Origin of the sequence: Mesorhizobium sp. M0664 (genome assembly GCF_040320565.1) — a bacterium.
In the GTDB taxonomy this organism is placed as follows: domain Bacteria; phylum Pseudomonadota; class Alphaproteobacteria; order Rhizobiales; family Rhizobiaceae; genus Mesorhizobium.
In genome coordinates, this window is sequence record NZ_JAMYPW010000022.1 from 15,972 (window position 1) to 33,758 (window position 17,787).

At 63.4% G+C, this 17,787-nt stretch carries 16 protein-coding genes; 9 read left to right on the plus strand and 7 right to left on the minus strand.

Annotation, left to right across the window (positions count from 1 at the left end; all coding sequences use genetic code 11):
* The first annotated feature begins 1 nt into the window (after position 1).
* The 6 genes from NKI39_RS19795 to amaB all read left to right on the plus strand — a co-directional run bounded on the left by NKI39_RS19795 (position 2) and on the right by amaB (position 7,970).
* The gene (locus NKI39_RS19795) at positions 2-2,413 is read left to right on the plus strand and encodes a circularly permuted type 2 ATP-grasp protein (protein WP_352833795.1); all 2,412 of its coding nucleotides are present in this window, start codon (positions 2-4) and stop codon (positions 2,411-2,413) included.
* A gap of 7 nt (positions 2,414-2,420) precedes the next feature.
* The gene (locus NKI39_RS19800) at positions 2,421-3,305 is read left to right on the plus strand and encodes a transglutaminase family protein (protein WP_352833798.1); all 885 of its coding nucleotides are present in this window, start codon (positions 2,421-2,423) and stop codon (positions 3,303-3,305) included.
* Between the two features lie 118 nt (positions 3,306-3,423).
* Entirely contained in the window at positions 3,424-4,542 is a 1,119-nt protein-coding gene (locus NKI39_RS19805) for a DNA topoisomerase IB (protein WP_352833800.1), read from the plus strand.
* Positions 4,543-4,626: 84 nt separating this feature from the next.
* A complete protein-coding gene (locus NKI39_RS19810) occupies positions 4,627-5,001 on the plus strand; it encodes a YciI family protein (RefSeq protein ID WP_292663532.1) in 375 nt (124 codons plus the stop codon).
* Positions 4,998-6,272, plus strand: coding sequence for an RNA polymerase sigma factor (locus NKI39_RS19815; protein ID WP_352448164.1), 1,275 nt, complete (start codon positions 4,998-5,000; stop codon positions 6,270-6,272). Before NKI39_RS19810 ends, NKI39_RS19815 begins: the two co-directional genes overlap by 4 nt.
* A 183-nt stretch (positions 6,273-6,455) precedes the next feature.
* Positions 6,456-7,970 (plus strand): L-piperidine-6-carboxylate dehydrogenase, encoded by a 1,515-nt coding sequence (gene amaB / locus NKI39_RS19820; RefSeq protein WP_352833888.1) that lies wholly within the window; start codon positions 6,456-6,458, stop codon positions 7,968-7,970.
* A gap of 59 nt (positions 7,971-8,029) precedes the next feature.
* On the opposite strand, the gene NKI39_RS19825 is transcribed toward amaB, so the two are convergent.
* On the minus strand, positions 8,030-8,893 hold the full coding sequence (locus NKI39_RS19825; RefSeq protein WP_352833803.1) for a hypothetical protein: 864 nt from the start codon (positions 8,891-8,893) through the stop codon (positions 8,030-8,032).
* Positions 8,894-9,611: 718 nt separating this feature from the next.
* Here NKI39_RS19825 and NKI39_RS19830 point away from each other — a divergent pair.
* Both NKI39_RS19830 and NKI39_RS19835 read left to right on the plus strand, forming a co-directional pair.
* Complete coding sequence (locus NKI39_RS19830; protein WP_352833805.1) at positions 9,612-10,424, plus strand: hypothetical protein; 813 nt, start codon at positions 9,612-9,614, stop codon at positions 10,422-10,424.
* Positions 10,417-11,169: a metallophosphoesterase family protein gene (locus NKI39_RS19835; RefSeq protein WP_352833808.1), complete on the plus strand. Its 753-nt coding sequence runs from the start codon at positions 10,417-10,419 to the stop codon at positions 11,167-11,169. Before NKI39_RS19830 ends, NKI39_RS19835 begins: the two co-directional genes overlap by 8 nt.
* 4 nt (positions 11,170-11,173) lie before the next feature.
* On the opposite strand, the gene NKI39_RS19840 is transcribed toward NKI39_RS19835, so the two are convergent.
* From NKI39_RS19840 to NKI39_RS19850, 3 genes are read right to left on the minus strand one after another with little or no spacing between them, the layout of a single operon-like run.
* Entirely contained in the window at positions 11,174-11,341 is a 168-nt protein-coding gene (locus NKI39_RS19840) for a hypothetical protein (protein WP_352448160.1), read from the minus strand.
* 60 nt (positions 11,342-11,401) lie between these two features.
* Positions 11,402-13,015, minus strand: coding sequence for a DHA2 family efflux MFS transporter permease subunit (locus NKI39_RS19845; protein WP_352833811.1), 1,614 nt, complete (start codon positions 13,013-13,015; stop codon positions 11,402-11,404).
* Positions 13,012-14,187 carry an HlyD family secretion protein gene (locus NKI39_RS19850; protein ID WP_352833814.1) on the minus strand — a complete coding sequence of 392 codons (1,176 nt, stop codon included), beginning with the start codon at positions 14,185-14,187 and terminating at the stop codon, positions 13,012-13,014. The genes NKI39_RS19845 and NKI39_RS19850 overlap by 4 nt, the downstream gene beginning before the upstream one ends.
* A gap of 268 nt (positions 14,188-14,455) precedes the next feature.
* Between NKI39_RS19850 and NKI39_RS19855 the strand changes: the two genes are divergently transcribed.
* Positions 14,456-14,887, plus strand: a complete 432-nt coding sequence (locus NKI39_RS19855) for a hypothetical protein (protein WP_023675469.1) — start codon at positions 14,456-14,458, stop codon at positions 14,885-14,887.
* Positions 14,888-15,174: 287 nt separating this feature from the next.
* Here NKI39_RS19855 and NKI39_RS19860 read toward each other — a convergent pair whose 3' ends face one another.
* The 3 genes from NKI39_RS19860 to NKI39_RS19870 form a co-directional block, all read right to left on the minus strand.
* The gene (locus tag NKI39_RS19860) at positions 15,175-16,365 is read right to left on the minus strand and encodes an NADH-quinone oxidoreductase subunit D (protein ID WP_352833816.1); all 1,191 of its coding nucleotides are present in this window, start codon (positions 16,363-16,365) and stop codon (positions 15,175-15,177) included.
* A gap of 66 nt (positions 16,366-16,431) precedes the next feature.
* Positions 16,432-16,857, minus strand: a complete 426-nt coding sequence (locus NKI39_RS19865; RefSeq protein ID WP_023675471.1) for a hypothetical protein — start codon at positions 16,855-16,857, stop codon at positions 16,432-16,434.
* Positions 16,858-17,004: 147 nt separating this feature from the next.
* The gene (locus NKI39_RS19870; RefSeq protein WP_352454118.1) at positions 17,005-17,679 is read right to left on the minus strand and encodes a DUF2161 domain-containing phosphodiesterase; all 675 of its coding nucleotides are present in this window, start codon (positions 17,677-17,679) and stop codon (positions 17,005-17,007) included.
* Positions 17,680-17,787: the final 108 nt, after the last annotated feature.

Consider the following 17,787-nt stretch of genomic DNA (forward strand, 5'->3'; position numbering starts at 1 on the left):
CATGGCGAAGGGGAATCACAAAAGGCTGCGCAGCAAGCCGCAGACCCACAGTCTGCTGGAGCACTACCAGCCGATCGACGGCGTCGTCGACGAGATGGTCGATGCGTCGGGCAATCCGCGGCCGGCCTGGCGGCACTTCATCGAGTCGCTGGAGGACCTGGGGCCGGAAAAGCTTGCCCAGCGCTTCGCCCGCGCCGACCAGTACCTGCGCGACGCCGGCGTCTACTACCGCGTCTATGACAAAGCCGGCGCCAACGAGCGGGAATGGCCGCTGGCGCATGTGCCGCTGCTGATCGAGGAGCAGGAATGGGCTGACATCAGCGCCGGCCTGGTCCAGCGCGCCGATCTGTTCGAGGAGACCATCGCCGACATTTACGGGCCGAACCGGCTGGTCGAGAAAGGCATTCTGCCGGCCGGATTGATCGCGGCCAGCCCGGAATATTTGCGGCCGGTCGTCGGCACCAGGCCGGCGAGCGGCCATTTCCTGCATTTCTGCGCCTTCGAGCTCGGTCGTGGCCCGGACGGCCGCTGGTGGGTGCTTGGCGACCGCACACAGGCGCCGTCGGGCGCCGGCTTTGCGCTGGAAAACCGCGTCGCCACCACAAGGGCGCTGTCCGACATCTACGGCGAAATGCATGTGCACCGCCTGGCCGGCTTCTTCCGTCGCTTCCGCGACGCGCTGATCGGCATGGCCAGGCAAGCCGGCGGCCGTGTCGCCATCCTGACGCCGGGACCGCTGAACGAAACCTATTACGAACATGCCTATATCGCCCGCTATCTCGGCATCATGCTGCTCGAGGGCGAGGACCTGACCGTCTCCGGCGGCAGGCTGATGGTGCGCACGGTTTCGGGGCTGATGCCGGTGAGCGTCTTGTGGCGGCGGCTCGACGCCGCCTTCGCCGATCCGCTTGAATTGCGGCCGGACTCGCAGATCGGCACGCCGGGGCTGGTCGAGGCGGTTCGGCAAGGGGCGGTTTCGGCCGTCAATGCACTGGGCTCCGGCCTGATGGAGACGCGCGCGTTGCTCGCCTTCCTGCCCAAGATTTCGCGCGCCCTGCGCAACGAGGAACTGCTGCTGCCGACGGTCGCGACATGGTGGTGCGGGCAGGAGACGGAGCGTGAACATGTGCTCGCCAACATCGATAGCATGGTGATCGGCCCGGCGCTGTCGACGCGGCTTGCCTTCGAGGACGACGGCTCGACCAAGCTCGGGTCGGCGCTGTCGGTCGAGGAACGGGCCGAACTGGTCGCCAGGATCGAACGGGACGGCGGCGACTTCGTCGGCCAGGAAGCGGTGACGCTGTCGACCACGCCTGTCTATGTCGGCGGTTGGCTGGAGCCGCGGCCGGCAAGCCTGCGCGTCTATCTGGCGCGGACGCCGGAAGGCTGGACCGTGATGCCGGGCGGGTTTGCCCGTGTCGGCTTTTCGCTCGACCCGACGGCCATCGCCATGCAGCGCGGCGGCCAGGCGGCGGATGTCTGGGTGGTCAGCGACAGGCCGGTCGAGCGCGAGACACTGCTGCCGCAGGAGCACGACAGCTTCACCCGAACCCTGCCGGGCAGCCTGCCCAGCCGCGCGGCTGAGAACCTGACATGGCTCGGCCGCTATATCGAGCGATCGGAAGACACGGTGCGCATCCTGCGCGCCTACCATGTGCGGCTGGCCGAGACATCCGATCCCGAGATGCCGCTGCTCGCCGATATCAGCGACTATCTCGCGCCGTTCGGCATCGACGTCGAGACGGCAATCCCATTGGGGCTCATCGGCACGCTGGACAGCGCCGTTTACAGCGCCGGGCAGATCCGCGACCGCTTCTCGCCCGATGGCTGGCTGGCATTGAAGGATCTGTCGAAGACCATCCATCAATTTGCCGCGACCGTGGCGCCGGGCGACGACGCGACAAGGGCAATGACGGTCATCCTGCGCAAGCTGGCCGGGTTTTCCGGCCTGCTGCACGAGAACATGTACCGCTTTGCCGGCTGGCGTTTCCTGGAAATCGGCCGCAGGCTCGAACGCGGCATCCAGATCGCCCGCACGCTCGCCCGGCTGACCGGAGCCCAGGCGCCGGAAGGTGCGCTCGACATGATGCTGGAGATCGGCGACAGCGTCATGACCCACCGTCGGCAGTATCCGGTGCAGGCGGGGCGGCGCACCGTGGTCGACCTTCTGGCGCTCGATCCGCTCAACCCGCGCTCAATCCTTTTCCAGCTCGAACGGCTGAAGGCCGAAATCGCGCTGCTGCCCGCTGTCGGCGCTGAAGGCCATATGTCGCCGGCGGCCAAGGAAATCCTGCAGCTCAACACGTCGATCGCCATCAAGGAGCCCTCGGACATGACGGCCAAGGCCCTCGGCGATCTCGCCAATGAAATCGGCGGGCTCTACAACAGCCTCGCCAAAGCCTATTTCGGGTAGAGACAGCATGCTCTACGACATCAGGCTTCACCTGCGTTACGACTATGATGCGGCGGCCGGCGGTGGCCGCCATCAGGTGCGCGTGCTGCCGCCGACCATCCCTGGCGTGCAGCGCGTCATCGCCGCTTCACTGTCTTTTGTGCCGGCGCCCAGCGAACGTTCCGACTTTTCCGACTTTTTCGGCAACAGTGTCACCTCGATCGCCTTTCGTGACGCGCATGATGCGCTCGACATCAGGATGAGCGCGCGTGTTTCAGTGTCGCGGCCCGAACCCGGGCTCGACGTATCGCCGGACATACGCCGGCTGAGGGAAGAACTCGGCGCAGTGCACTCGCTGGCGCCGGCTTCGCCGCATCACTTTCTGGCCGCCAGCGATCATGCCGGCATCGACGCGGCAATCACTGCCTATGCGAAAGGCAGTGCCGGCGGTTCGACAGTCGGCACGGCCATGGCTCTGTGCAACCGCATTCACCGCGATTTCACCTATGACGGCGAGGCGACCACCGTGCAGACGCGGGCCAGCGACGCCTTTGGCCTGAAGCGCGGCGTCTGCCAGGATTTCTCCCACATCATGATCGCCGGCCTGCGCGGCCTCGGTATTCCCGCGGGCTATGTCAGCGGGTTCCTGCGCACCATCCCGCCGCGCGGGAAGCCGCGGCTCGAAGGCGCCGACGCCATGCACGCCTGGGTCAAGGTGTGGTGCGGGCGCGATGCCGGCTGGCAGGAATTCGATCCGACCAATGGCATGCGGGCTAGCAACGACCATATCACGGTCGGCTACGGCCGCGATTACTCCGATGTGGCGCCGATCGTCGGCGTGCTGAAAACCACCGGTGGACAGGTCGGCGAGCAGGCGGTCGACGTCGTTCCGGTCGTGCTCGAAAAGGCGTGACGACGCACGTCTTCGACGCACGGCGACGTCGATAGGCTGTTCTGGGACCAAGAGATCAAGAGGCGTTGGAACCCGCAGCCGGCAAGCGGCTTATCTACGGAAATTCCGTGGAGAGGACATGCTGGACAAATCCGGGTCGTCGTCTGGCCAATCGGCTGTGAGGAAAGCTGCACCAAAAAACGCGGTGCCGCACAACGGAGCGCTGGAGAACGGCGCGCAAGCCTCGGCCGTTCGGGCCTCGCTCAACTATGTCACCGACACTGAACCCGGTATTCGCCGGCTGCGTTCGGGCAAGGGGTTCTCGTACAAAGGACCCGACGGGCGGATTGTCGACGGGGAGGCGCTGGCACGCATCAAGGCGCTCGCCATTCCACCGGCCTGGACGGATGTGTGGATCTCGCCGGATGCCGACGGTCACATCCAGGCGACCGGTCGGGACCAGCGCGGCCGCAAACAATACCGCTATCACCCGCACTGGGCGGAGGAGCGTGACGGCGTCAAATATTCGAGCCTGATTGCCTTCGCCGAAAGCCTGCCCGAACTGCGGCGGCAGATCGACGTCGATTTGCGCCGTCACGGCCTGCCGCTGGAACGCGTCGTTGCGGCTATCGTCTGGCTGCTCGACAACACGATGATCCGTGTCGGCAATGCCGCCTATGCCCGCGACAACAAGAGTTTTGGGCTGACCACGCTGCGTGACCGCCATGTCTACATCAAGGGCTCGAGCCTGCGCTTTGCCTTCATCGGTAAATCCGGCAAGGAATGGAGATTGAAACTTGTCGATCGCCGGATTGCCAAGGTCGTGCGTGGAGCGCAGGACCTGCCGGGCCAAAAACTGTTCCAGTATCTCGACGAGGACGGAAACAGGCATCCGGTGCGCTCAGACGACGTCAACCGCTATATCAGGGAAAATGCCGGAGCGGAGTTCAGCTCCAAGCACTTCAGAACCTGGGGTGGCACCATCCATGCGGCGTCGCTGTTTGCGCAAACCGAACGTCCGGAAAGCCAGGCGCAGCAAAAGCGGGTGATGAACAATGTCATCGACAAGGTTGCCGAGCGGCTCGGCAATACGCGCGCGGTTTGTCGCCAATGCTACATCCATCCGGAAGTGTTCCGCGCCTGGCCCGAAGGACGGCTGCTGGACGAAATGGCGGATGCCAACCAAGGCAAGCGCTCGATCGCCGGGCTCGACGACGAGGAGGCCTTGGTCTTGAGATGGCTGAAGGCGAGGGAATGACGCCGGACGGAGCGTATTTTTTTGTCGACGCCATGTCGGCATCGGTCCTAGTGTTTCGTCCTTTGACAGAGAAAAGGACGACCCATGCTCTACGCGATCCTCTGCTATGCTTCCGAAGACGTCGTCTGCTCCTGGAGCAAGGAGCAGGACGACGCCGTCATGGAAAAGCTTATCGGTGTGCAGGAAAAATATGCCCAGGCGGGCCGGCTTGGCCCGGTGGCGCGGCTCTTGCCGACGACCGCGGCGACGACGCTGAGGAAGGTCAAGGGCGAATCGATCGTCATCGACGGCCCGTTTGCCGAAACCAAGGAACAGTTCCTCGGCTTTTACACGCTCGAATGCGCCGACCTCGATGAGGCCGTCGACTTCGCGCGCGAGCTTTCCGAGGTCAACCCGAGCGGCGGCTCCTACGAAATCCGGCCGGTCTCGCTGTTCAATCCCGCCAAGGTTTCCGCATGACCGAACTCGCCTGGATCAGCACGGCAATCAGCACCGCTCGCCCGCAGGCGATGGGGGCATTGCTGCGCTACTTCCGCGACCTCGACGCGGCGGAGGAAGCATTCCAGGACGCCTGCCTGAGGGCACTGAACAACTGGCCGAAAAACGGTCCGCCGCGCGATCCGGCAGCCTGGCTGATCTTCGTCGGCCGCAACAGCGGCATCGATGCGGTGCGCAAGCGCGCCAAGCAGGCGCCGCTGCCGGAGGAGGACCAGATCTCCGATCTGGAGGATGCCGAGAGCGACGTCGCCGAGCGGCTGGACGGGGCGCATTACCGCGACGATATTTTGCGGCTGCTGTTTATCTGCTGCCATCCCGACCTGCCGGCCACACAGCAGATCGCGGTGGCGTTGCGCATCGTCTCCGGCCTGACGGTCAAGCAGATCGCCCGCGCCTTCCTCGTCGGTGAAAGCGCCATGGAGCAGCGTATCACGCGCGCCAAGGCGCGTATCGCCGACGCCGGGGTGCCGTTCGAGACGCCGGGAGCGGTCGAGCGCTCCGAACGGCTCGCCGCCGTCGCCGCCATGGTCTACTTGATCTTCAACGAAGGCTATTCCAGCAACAGCGGCGAGGCTTCGGCGCGTGCGCCGCTTTGCGAAGAGGCGATCCGGCTGGCCCGGCTGCTGCTCAGGCTGTTCCAGACCGAGCCGGAGATCATGGGGCTGACGGCGCTGTTGCTGCTGCAGCATGCACGCTCGCCGGCTCGCTTCGACGAGAACGGCGAGATCGTGCTGCTCGAAGACCAGGACCGCAGCCTGTGGAGCCGCAAGATGATCGATGAAGGCCTGGCGCTGGTTGACAAGGCGTTGCGCCATCGCAAGCCCGGTCCCTACCAGGTGCAAGCGGCGATCGCCGCACTGCATGCGCGGGCGGAAAAGCCCGAGGACACGGACTGGAACGAGATCGACCTGCTCTACGGACTGCTCGAGCAGATGCAGCCGTCGCCGGTGGTGACGCTCAACCGCGCCGTCGCGGTCTCCAAGGTGCGTGGACCGGAAGCCGCACTCGCCATGATCGAGCCGCTGGAGGGAAGGCTTTCCGGCTATTTCCATTTCTTCGGCCTCAAGGGCGGACTGCTGATGCAGCTTGGCCGCGGCGAGGAGGCGCGTGTCGCTTTCGACCGCGCTATCGCGCTCGCCAACACGGCCGCCGAGGCAGCGCATATCCGCATGCATATCGACCGGCTGATGAAAGAAAGCGCCGTGCGGGAAACCGCCAAGACGGCACACTGATTCGCTCTATCTGGCTGGTTCAACAGTCGGACGCCGGCTTGGACCATGCCGGGGTGGCGATTTCTCCCTGAAACGCGTAATGCCACGCCATGACAGCGCCTGGTGTGCCGACCGGCAGGGAGTGGGTATGGCGCAAGGCTTGGACCGACGCCATATGAGCGACGGGATCTGAAAGGGATGAAAATGACGATTGCGAAGGAAACGGCCGGGCTTCTGGCGAAACTGGGCGTTGCCGAGCGCGCGCTTACGGGCGGCGATCTTATCGTGCGCAGCCCGGTGACCGGCGAGCAGATCGCCGCGCTGAAGACCATCTCGCCGGCCGATGCGGCAACGACCATCGACAATGCCCACAAAGCTTTCCTGGCGTGGCGGCAGGTGCCAGCTCCCAAGCGTGGCGAACTGGTGCGGCTGCTCGGCGAGGAATTGCGCACACACAAGGCCGAGCTTGGCCGGTTGGTATCGATCGAAGTCGGCAAGATCCCATCCGAAGGTCTTGGCGAAGTGCAGGAGATGATCGACATCTGCGATTTCGCCGTCGGTCTTTCCCGGCAATTGTACGGCCTGACCATCGCCACCGAGCGTCCCGGCCATCGCATGATGGAGACCTGGCATCCGCTCGGTGTCGTAGGCGTCATCTCGGCCTTCAACTTTCCGGTCGCGGTGTGGTCGTGGAACGCAGCACTTGCGCTGGTCTGCGGCGACGCGGTGGTGTGGAAGCCGTCGGAGAAGACACCGCTGACGGCGCTCGCCTGTGAGGCGATTTTTGCACGCGCGGTAAAGCGTTTCGGTGCTGACGCGCCGCAGGGACTGGCGCCCGTGCTGATCGGCGATCGCGCCGTCGGCGAGATCCTGGTCGATCATCCCAGGGTGCCGCTGGTCTCGGCCACCGGCTCGACGCGCATGGGCAGGGATGTCGGCCCACGGCTGGCGAAGCGCTTTGCCCGTGCCGTGCTGGAGCTCGGCGGCAACAATGCCGGCATCGTCTGCCCGACGGCCGATCTGGACATGGCGCTCCGCGCTATCGCCTTCGGCGCCATGGGCACGGCCGGCCAGCGCTGCACGACGCTCAGGCGCCTGTTCGTGCATGAGAGCGTCTATGACCAGCTCGTTCCGCGCCTGAAGAAGGCTTATGAGAGCGTCTCGGTCGGCAATCCGCTGGAGACAAGCGCTCTGGTTGGCCCGCTGATCGACAAGGCTGCCTACGAGAATATGCAGAAGGCGCTGGAGGAGGCGGCTTCGCATGGCGGTAAGATAACCGGCGGAATGCGGGTCGAGAACGGTCACCCCGACGCCTACTATGTGCGTCCGGCGCTGGTCGAAATGCCGCGGCAGGTTTCGCCCGTGACAGAGGAAACCTTCGCGCCCATCCTCTATGTGATGAAATATTCGGAATTCGACACCGCGCTAGAAGAACACAATGCGGTGGGAGCGGGGCTGTCATCCTCGATCTTTACCCGCGACCTGCAGGAATCCGAGCGCTTTCTTAGCGTCGACGGATCGGACTGCGGTATCGCCAACGTCAATATAGGCACGTCAGGGGCCGAGATCGGCGGTGCCTTCGGTGGCGAGAAGGAAACCGGCGGCGGCCGCGAGAGCGGCTCCGATGCCTGGAAGGCCTATATGCGGCGCGCCACCAATACGGTGAATTATTCCAAGGCGCTGCCGCTTGCGCAGGGCGTGTCGTTCGACATCGATTGAAAAGCCAGACCTCCGTCGCGGCGGCGCGAAAGCCGCCACGACGGCGTTCGGCTCGCGGTTCAGCTGGCTTGCGAAGTTACAACACAGTTGTCGAAGGCTGCATCGATGATGGCGAGCTTGACCGCCTGGGCGGTCATGTATTCCTGATAGAACTCGCTCGACACCCACATGACCGAGTGACCGCGCTGGCCCAACCAGCCGACGCTGCCGAGTTCTTCGGCATCGCCCAATTTGCGTGACAGGTGGGTCCGGGAAAGCTTGAGCCAGTTCGCGAAATCTCCGATTGAGACGACACCGGTCGGGATTCGGCCCAGGTCGGCATGATCGGGGTCGACGCCGGACATCAGCCAATCCATGACGATGCCGCCATTGTCGAGCCAGGTGAATAAGGAAAAGGTCTGTCTCGGCTCCCGCACGGCATGCGACGAAAGCAGGCCGTCGGCCACCAGCGGCTGCAGTTTGGCGAGCATGTCCGGTTGTGCGACGAATGCAGCCAGTCGAAATCCGCTGTCCAGGCTGTCCAGCGTTCTGAGATGAGCCATGACCCAGCCGGCAACCGTCTCCAGAGTGCCCGCGGTCGGCTCAAAGGGGCGGATGCGCCCATATTTGATCGGCAGATGCCGGATGAAGCCGTAATGCAGCATCTCCTTCAGAAAGGCGTCGGCGGTGTTGCGGCTGGCCACCGAATGCCGGCAGATGTCGTCCATGAACCGTGCGGACGTAAGTCCCTTGCGATGATCGTCCGGCTCTCGATTGAAATACAAGGCAAGGCCGATATGGGCCATCAGCCAACGTTGTTGGGTGGCGAATACGGAGGCCAGCCGCGGGTTCGCTTCATAGGTCTGGAGAAGCGTCCGCGACTGAGCCTGGACATGGCGACGCAGCGCCGGATGGCGGGCAATGTCTTCAGAAACCAGCGCCATCCCCGCCGAGCCCAACCAAATTTGCAACTGGAAATACGATCACAATTTCAGCCTTCGCGGGTCGTGTCCAGAGCCGGCGCATCAGGATACGAGCCGAATCCCGCCGGCTGGTAGCTGAATTCCGCCACTTGATCGCCGAGGCTGATCTCGCGAGGCGCTGATCTCCCTGCAGAAGGCTAGCCCGCTCGAACCCGCCAATGATGGCCTCGCCCCGTCCAGCCCGTGCTCCCGCCGATGGCGACGCGGAACCAACACAAGCTTTGCTCGTTGAAGAACGCTGATTTGGACTGAGACTGTGAGGAACTACAAAATGGAGAATGGCCTTTTCGCCACGCCGCCTGCACCGTTACGGAAAACAGAGTCGGTTTGGCTACGGGCGCTCAAATGGCTGTTGCGCCGGGTGCGCAGCGCCTCCGACAGCTCCGGAACCATGTTGAAGCCAATCCTTTCCGGACCTGAGGATGATAGCGGGCCTACTCCGCCTCGACGCGCTTGAGGCTGATTGCACTGCGATCCTGACGCCAAAATAACCGGTCGCATGTCTTTTCATCACTGCCGCGACGGCGACAGCCATGACCGCTTCGAAGGCCTGCGACGGCGATGTGTTCGCCTGATGCAGCGGCGGGAGCGGCAGTGCCGCGTAACGGCGGGAACCATCGGGCGTGCTTGGCTATTAGATACAGGCGGCTGCTGGTCTGCCGGGCCAGGAGCCATAGCTATGATCATTAATCCCCCACCGGAAAGCGCCATCCCGGCATCCGTTCCGTCGGTCGATCCAAAAGCCGCCCCGACGCCTCGCAATGCCGAAGCGGAGGTCTTTTATATCGAGGCGATCCGCGAGCTTGTCACGACCGGCATCCCCTTTCTCGTCGCCGGCACCTATGCCGTAAGCGCCTATACCGGGATCACCCGCCTGACCAAGGATCTCGATATTTTCTGCAAGGCCGGCGACTGCCCGCGCATCCTCGTCCATTTCAAGCGGATCGGTTACGCCGTCGTGGTCGAGGACGACCGGTGGCTCGGCAAAGTGTTCAAGGGCACGCATTTTTTCGACGTCATTTTCGCCTCGATGAACGGCACAATGCCCGTCGACGACCTGTGGCTGGAGCACGCCCGTCAGGGCGAATTGCTGGGCAGCCAGGTGCGGATCATCGGCCCAACCGAGCTTATCTGGTCCAAAAGCTTCATCCAGGACCGCCGCCGCCACGATGGCGCCGACGTCGCGCACACCATCCTCAAGGCGCACGACCAGATCGATTGGCAAAGGCTGCTTTCCTACATGGAAGTCCATTGGGAAGTCTTGCTGATGCATCTCTTGAACTTCCGATGGATCTATCCGACGGAGCGAGACCGTGTGCCGGCGTGGCTGCTCGACGAATTGCTCGACCGGCTGGCCAAACAGCGCGAACTGCCGCCTTCCCGGATGCGGATCTGCCGCGGGCGCATGCTTTCACGAACCGACTATGAGATCGACGTCAAGGAATGGGGCTTTGCCGACGTCGGCGGTGAAGGAGAACATAGCAATGGCTGACGAGCTCGAAACTGCTTCGCCGAAGGCGGAAAACGGCAGCGCACTCAAAGTCGCCGCCATTGGCGATCTGCATGTCGGCAAGGAGGACCAGGCCTCGTACCGCGATCTTTTCGGCGAGATGTCGCGTGCAGCCCAGGTTCTCGTGCTGACGGGCGACCTTACCAATCTCGGCAAGCCTCGGGAGGCCGAAATCCTTGCCGAGGAACTGCGTGCCTGCACGATCCCGGTCGTCGCCGTACTTGGCAACCACGACTATGAGTCAGGCGCCGTCGAGCAGGTCACCGACATTCTGCGCCAGGCGGGCGTTCACCTGCTCGACGGCGAGGCGATAGAGATTCACGAGGTCGGGTTCGTTGGGGTCAAGGGTTTCGTTGGCGGTTTTGGGTCGCGCATGCTCGGCTCCTTCGGCGAACCGGCGATCAAGTCAATGGTGGCGGAAAGCGTGAACGAAGCGATGCGGCTTGAAAACGCAATGCGGCAGGTCCGCGCCAAACGCACGCTTGTCGTTCTGCACTACGCGCCTGTCGTCGAGACGGTCGAAGGCGAGCCGCTGGAGATCTTCCCGTTTCTCGGTTCGTCACGCCTGGCCGAGACAATAGACCGGTTCCAGGTCAGCGCGGTGGTGCATGGCCATGCGCATCGCGGCGCCTACGAGGGCCGCACACCGGGCGGGGCGTCGGTCTATAACGTTGCCATGCATGTGGCCAAGCCGACCGGCCGCCCCTACGCTGTGCTCGAAATCTAATAGGCTAGATGTTGAACGCCCGCTTCGGCGGAATATCGTTTTCATCCGGATTGGGAATGGGGTCCTCGTCGGGGAGCCTGTCGGGGTCCGGCTCACGCACGGGCTTGGGATCGGGGATGGGAGGCGGCGGCACCGGGGTCGGCATTGGCTCGGGTGTGGGAATAGTGGCCATCGTGATCATCTCCTCTTGGCGCAGAACAACGCAATGGGTCAGCTGGTTCCCGCCTTCTGGTCAGCCCATCTCCGGATTCGCCTGTCTGCTGCCCGACTTGCTTGATCGCAGCAGCAGAGCAAGCGGAACGAGCAGGGCGGTTGCCACCGCGCAGTAGCGGAAGACATCGACATAGGCGAGCAGCGTGGCCTGGCGGGCGATCAACTGGCCAAGCCAGCCGATCGCCTGCTGCTTCGCCTCGACCATCGGCGAACCCTGGGCGACGAAATGCTCGGTCGCCTGCCGAAGCGCCTGCTGATAGGCGGGCGACGACTGCACGGTGTTGCCGACCAGATTCGATTGATGGATCTGGGAGCTTTGCGCAATGACGGTGTTGGACAGCGAGACGCCGATGCTGCCGCCGATATTGCGTGCAACGTTGATCAGCGCCGATGCCTGGTTGGTCTTCTGCGGGGGCAGGCCGACATAGGCCGCGGTCGAGATGGGAATGAACAGGAACGGCAGCCCGACCATCAGGAAAACACGGGCAAAGGCAAAGAAGCGGAAGCTGGCGTCCGGGGTGAGCGAGGTCATATGCCAGAGGGCCACTGCGACCACCGACATGCCCATCATGATCAGGTATTTGGGCTGCACGATGCTGCCTACAAATCCGGACACCGGCATCAAGATCAGCATGGCGATGCCGCCCGGCATCATCGAAAGGCCCGAGAGCGTCGCGGTGTAGGCAAATGTCGTCTGCTGCAGCTGCGGCACGATCTGGGTGGTGCTGAACAGGATAGCACCGACCGCCATCATGACCAGGAAGGCCGTGCCGAACTGGCGCGTGAACAATAGACGCATGTCGACGACCGGATCGCTGCGACTGAGCTCCCATGGGATAAGCAGCAGGAACGCGATCGCGGAAATCACTGCGAAAGTGGTGATGAAATCCGAGGCGAACCAATCGTAGCGCTGGCCCCGGTCGAGGAAAATCTCCAGGCACCCCAAGGCCGTCGCCACCAGGACGAACCCGATCCCGTCGATCTTCAGGCCGCCCTTCAGCCGTTCCTTGCGTTCGCGTTCGAGTACGTCCGGTTCGACCAACAGCCATTGCACCAGGGCCAGCGACAGGATGCCGAACGGCACGTTGATGAAGAAGATCCAGTGCCAGGAGAAATGGTCGGTCAGCCAGCCGCCGATCGTCGGCCCGACCGTCGGTGCGACGATGACGGCAATGCCGTAAAGCGCGAAGGCCTGCGAGCGCTTTTCAGGCGGAAAAGTGTCGGCAAGGATCGATTGCTCGCTTGGCGCCATGCCGCCGCCGCCGAGGCCCTGAAGGACCCTGAACAGGATGAGCAGTTCCAGGTTGGGCGCCAGTCCGCACAGCAGCGACGCGACGGTGAAGGTCGCAACGCAGAGCATGTAGTAGCGCTTTCGGCCGATGACGCTTGCCAGCCAGCCGCTGACCGGAATGATCACCGAGTTGGCAACGAGATAGGTGGTAATCACCCAGGTGCTTTCATCCATTCCGGCCGCCAGGCTGCCGGCGATGTTGCGCAGGGCGACATTGGCGATCGAGGTGTCCAGCACCAGCATGAAAGTGGCGATGGAGACGACGACGGCGATGAGCCACGGATTGTGTGTCCCGGCGGCGGATCGGCTTTCGCCCTGATTTCTGGCGGTTTCGCCGTTCATCGCACCTTGACCGTCGGCACCACCGACAGGCCTGGCCCGAGAAGCACATCCGGCGGCTTGTCGAAGACGATCTTGACCGGCACGCGCTGCACCACCTTGACGTAATTGCCGGTGGCATTTTCGGCCGGCAGGAGGCTGAAGGCGGTGCCGCTGCCGGCCTGGATGCTGTCGACGCGGCCATGAAAGGACTTGCCCGGGTAGGCGTCGATGTCGATATCGACCGGCTGTCCCTGCCGCATCAGATCGAGCTGCGTCTCCTTGAAATTGGCCTTCACCCAGACCTCGTCGGGAACGAACATCATCAATACCTGGCCGGGTTGGGCGTAGGTGCCCTTAGCGGCGGAAATGCTCGTTGCGCGCCCGGCTGCGGGTGCTGTGATAGTCGTGCGCGACAGCGTCGTGCGGGCTTGCTCCTGGCTGGCCTTTGCCTGCTCGAGCTGCGCCTCGGCGCTCCTGGCCTGTGCCTGCAAGACCGAAACCTGGCTTTTTGCGGAGGCGACATTGGCCTCGGCGCTGTCCAGCGCGGCCTGGTCCTGACGCAGCGTCGATGCCGCCTGCTGCGCCTGCTGCTGCGTTGCTGTGCCCCTGGCCAGGAGTTCGCGATTGCGTTGATCCTCGGCCTTGGCGAAATCCAGCGCTGCCTTGGCCTGTGCAACCTGCCTCTGGGCAGCGTTTACCTTTGCGTTTTGAGCCTCGATCTGGGCGGCGACATTGACGATTTCGGCCTCGGCCGCGGTGACGCCGGCGTCGGCCTGCTTCAGGTTTGCCTGATAGTCGCTGTCGTCGATACGCAGGAGGACATCGCCCGCCTGTACATCCTGATTGTCGGTAACCGCCAGCTCGGTAAGGCGGCCGGCTATTTGCGCACCGATCGTCACTGTGCGCGCATCTATGAAGGCGTCGTCGGTCGATTCGTACTGGCGAGCGTTCAGCCACCAGATCGCGATGCCTGCCGCGACGAGCAACAGCGCAAGCGCGATGGCTGCGGCCGCATAGGGATGGCGCCTGGGAAAGCCGAGCAGACCGGCCTTTCGTTGCGAGGCATTCCCGTCGGGTTTTTCCTGCCGGGGCTCTGCCGATCGCTCACGAGATTCTCGAACCGGGGCCGGTTGCTCCCGGGTTTCATTTACAGGCTCGACGTCTTGCTCGACGCGTTGAGGCTTCGTGTCCAACGGAATTGCTTTCAAGACTGATATTGCAGCCGCCGAAGCGGACGCAAAGCCAAACGGCAAGCTTCCGCAAAAGTTCCTGTCCGGAAACGGGTTCGGTTAACGGGTCGACATCGAACACAGGCGGGGGCGCGTCGGAATTCGAGCGCCGCTTCACCGGGCAGGTGATCTGTACGCCTCATGTTGCGGCGGTCCGGCCTTGTCAGCGCTCCGTGGCGCGATAATTGCTCATGTAGGCGTGGGCGAATTCACCTGTCGACAGGAGCCGACCATGAAACATCAAACACTCGACCAACTGCAGGCCGTCGCGGAAGTTGAGTCCTTCGCGGCGTATCCGGCGATGACTCGAACCCAGCGGATTGAACGTTGGGCGGAACTTCTCGAACAAAATCCGACGCGATGCCTTGGGGCGCTTCCAGGCACCGAATATATGAACAGGGAAGCGCGTGACAGATCGCGTGGCGCTGGGACGCCGCTCACTGTCGCCTTCGAGGATCCGGTTCTGCGTGCCATGGGCCTCAGCGATGATACCTATGGTGAGGCAAAGCGCTTCTTCGAACTGAGCGACCGGCAGTTGCACCAAATCGTCTGCCATTGCCATGTCGGCGCTACGATGCAAGCGAGATGGGCCGCTGCCAGGGTGCGCGGGATAGTTCGCGGCAACAGATTTGTTGCCTGGATGAAGGGCTTGATCGTGCATTGAGGCGGTACGGGGAACGGCGGAACACGCGTTCTTTCCGCGTCGTGGAGAGCGCTTCCGAACTTGGAGGGGCTCGTGCGCCGTCGGGCCGCGCAGATTGTGAAACTCCTCGACGCTTGGCTGCGCCTTGTCGCGGCCATGCGTCCGTCTTTGATGTGAGAATTTGAGCTGGCCCGCCGCAGGTGAGGGCCTTCGTCTGGCCGGCGGCCGAGCGCCGTCCAGGCCTGCCTGCGCGGCTACTAACGACACAAATGATTCTGCGATCGGGGAAGATCCTGCGACCTGGCTAACTAGCGATCGATTTCTCCGAACACGATGTCGAGCGAGCCGATGATCGCGGCAACATCGGCGATCATATGGCCTCGGGACAGGAAATCCATCGCCTGCAGGTGGGCGAAGGAAGGTGCGCGGATCTTGCATCGGTAGGGAACGTTGCCCCCGTCCGACACGAGGTAGACGCCGAATTCACCCTTCGGCGCCTCGACGGCGGCATAGACTTCACCGCTCGGCACGCGAATGCCTTCGGTATAAAGTTTGAAGTGGTGGATCGTCGCTTCCATCGAGCGCTTCATCGTGGCACGCGGCGGCGGCGTGATCTTGTGGTTCGGAATCGCGACCGGTCCCTGGCCTTCGGGTGAGCGCAACTTTTCCAGGCATTGCCGCATGATCCGGACCGACTGGCGCATTTCCTCCATGCGTACGAGATAGCGGTCGTAGCAGTCGCCATGCTTGCCGACCGGAATATCGAAATCCATCTCCGAATAGCATTCGTATGGCTGCGCCTTGCGCAGGTCCCAGGACGCGCCCGATCCGCGTACCATCACCCCGGAAAAGCCCCAGGCCCAGGCATCATCGAGGCCGATCACCCCGACATCGACATTGCGCTGCTTGAAGATGCGGTTCTCGGTCAACAGCTCTTCGAGATTGTGGCAGACCTTGAGGAACGGATCGCAGAACTTCCAGATGTCGTCGAGGAGTTCCGGCGGCAGATCCTGATGCACGCCGCCGACCCTGAAATAATTCGCGTGCATGCGGGCGCCGGACGCGCGCTCATAAAAGACCATCAGCTTCTCGCGCTCGGCGAAACCCCAGAGCGGCGGCGTCAACGCGCCGATGTCCATGGCTTGCGTGGTGACGTTGAGGAGGTGCGATAACAGCCGGCCTATTTCGCAGAAAAGCACGCGGATGAGCTGTCCGCGTTTCGGCACCGATATTTCGAGGAGCTTCTCGGCGGCGAGACAGAATGCATGCTCCTGGTTCATCGGCGCGACGTAGTCGAGCCGGTCGAAATAGGGCAAGGCCTGCAGGTAGTTCTTGTACTCGATGAGCTTTTCGGTGCCGCGATGCAGCAGGCCGATGTGGGGATCGGCGCGTTCCACGATCTCGCCGTCGAGTTCGAGCACCAGCCGCAGGACGCCGTGAGCGGAGGGATGTTGTGGCCCGAAATTGATGGTGAAGTTGCGAACTGCAGCCTCGGCCATGACAGTCCTCCGCGATCGGGCGGCCTTCGTTTCCGTGCCGGAGCCGGCTTGTCCGCTTTCAGCCGCTCACGTCGTCGTCTGGATGATCAGCGTCAGCGTGCCGTCGCCGTCGATATTGGCCGCCACGACCTGCGTGGAATTAAGCCCGTTCGCCGCCAGCGCCGATGCCGCCTGCGGCGATGCGTCGATCGAACTTTGCAGGATGCGCAAATCCTCGGCGCTGGTCTGGGTGACGACGGCCTCCGCCTGTGCCTTGATGTCAGGAGGCAGATCCTCCATCGCCACGATTGTCACTGCGGTGAAATTCTGGGCGGAGAAGGCTTGGTCAGGTGTAGTCTGGTCGGGAGTGGTCCCTTCGGGCGTGGCTTGCTCTGGCAGGGTTTGCGGGGCCGTCGGCGGGACAGGGGCAAGCTCTGGTCCCACGGATTGCGCATAGACCGGCGAGGCAAGGGCCAGTGCCGAAAGTGTGGCAATTGTCGTCGATAGGCGCATAGCCGTTCCTTCCGTTTGCTCAGCGGACGATCAATTCGGTGACGACAAAACCATCGTGTCGAAATATGGTTCCGTGACCGAGGTGATGTCTTGCCGAAAGCCGTGATTGGCGCGGAAAGCAGGGCGCGAAATCCGGCGTTGCCTGTCTCAGGCAGCGGTGTGGCTGCGATCGGGCTGCGGCCAGCGCTGCAACGCCTCACGGCCCTGAGCGGTCAGTTCATAGATCCCGCGATCGGTGCGCGCGAACCAGCGATACACATTGTGCAGCAGGATCTTAGGCGCGTTCGGCAGGTTGGGCTTCAAGTCACGCGGCCGCTTTGGGCCGTCGGCGAGGGCTGCGGCGCATGCCAGCGCCTGCTGGCGATAAGCGGTCATGATCGGCGCACGCGAGCCGCCGCCGGCGACAGGATCGCCCTGCCGACGCCGATGTTCATCGATCAGCTTCGAGCGGCGCCGGGGATCGCGACGCGGAGCCAATGCCGTCGGGCTGAGCAGCACCTGAACCTCGCCGTTCGGTCGCACGCCAAGCAGGCCAAAGCCGAGCCGACGGCAGAGATTGCGGTATCTCACATCGCTCTCACGGCCCTTGCCACGGGCCGACATGCATGCCGCTAGCCAGACCTCGTCGCTCGCCGCCATACGGTCGACGCCCTGGAGCACCAGTTCGAGGTTGAACTTCAGCTTCAGCTCGCAGATGACGACGATCGGCGGAGAGTCGGCACTCAGCGCCAGCAGATCGCAGCCGCCGATCTCGCCCTTGACCATGAAACCCAGGCCTTCCAGGAAGGCCTTGACCGGGCTGTAGAGTGACGTTTCGAGCATGGGCCTTTGTCGGCTGCGAATCATCCCGCCGATCGGCGGTTCAGCGCGATGATCGCTCCTTGCCGTTGAACAGGAGGTAAACGACGGCCAAACAAGTGGTCAGAGCCG

Bases quoted from the DNA above. Each gene is read 5' to 3' on its own strand.
- NKI39_RS19860 (WP_352833816.1), bottom strand. From the start codon at position 16,365: ATGGCCGAGGCTGCAGTTCGCAACTTCACCATCAATTTCGGGCCACAA.
- NKI39_RS19795 (WP_352833795.1), top strand. From the start codon at position 2: ATGGCGAAGGGGAATCACAAAAGGCTGCGCAGCAAGCCGCAGACCCAC.
- NKI39_RS19840 (WP_352448160.1), bottom strand. From the start codon at position 11,341: ATGGCCACTATTCCCACACCCGAGCCAATGCCGACCCCGGTGCCGCCG.
- NKI39_RS19805 (WP_352833800.1), top strand. From the start codon at position 3,424: ATGCTGGACAAATCCGGGTCGTCGTCTGGCCAATCGGCTGTGAGGAAA.
- NKI39_RS19870 (WP_352454118.1), bottom strand. From the start codon at position 17,679: ATGCTCGAAACGTCACTCTACAGCCCGGTCAAGGCCTTCCTGGAAGGC.
- NKI39_RS19845 (WP_352833811.1), bottom strand. From the start codon at position 13,015: ATGAACGGCGAAACCGCCAGAAATCAGGGCGAAAGCCGATCCGCCGCC.
- NKI39_RS19815 (WP_352448164.1), top strand. From the start codon at position 4,998: ATGACCGAACTCGCCTGGATCAGCACGGCAATCAGCACCGCTCGCCCG.
- amaB (WP_352833888.1), top strand. From the start codon at position 6,456: ATGACGATTGCGAAGGAAACGGCCGGGCTTCTGGCGAAACTGGGCGTT.
- NKI39_RS19855 (WP_023675469.1), top strand. From the start codon at position 14,456: ATGAAACATCAAACACTCGACCAACTGCAGGCCGTCGCGGAAGTTGAG.
- NKI39_RS19865 (WP_023675471.1), bottom strand. From the start codon at position 16,857: ATGCGCCTATCGACGACAATTGCCACACTTTCGGCACTGGCCCTTGCC.
- NKI39_RS19835 (WP_352833808.1), top strand. From the start codon at position 10,417: ATGGCTGACGAGCTCGAAACTGCTTCGCCGAAGGCGGAAAACGGCAGC.
- NKI39_RS19830 (WP_352833805.1), top strand. From the start codon at position 9,612: ATGATCATTAATCCCCCACCGGAAAGCGCCATCCCGGCATCCGTTCCG.
- NKI39_RS19800 (WP_352833798.1), top strand. From the start codon at position 2,421: ATGCTCTACGACATCAGGCTTCACCTGCGTTACGACTATGATGCGGCG.
- NKI39_RS19825 (WP_352833803.1), bottom strand. From the start codon at position 8,893: ATGGCGCTGGTTTCTGAAGACATTGCCCGCCATCCGGCGCTGCGTCGC.
- NKI39_RS19810 (WP_292663532.1), top strand. From the start codon at position 4,627: ATGCTCTACGCGATCCTCTGCTATGCTTCCGAAGACGTCGTCTGCTCC.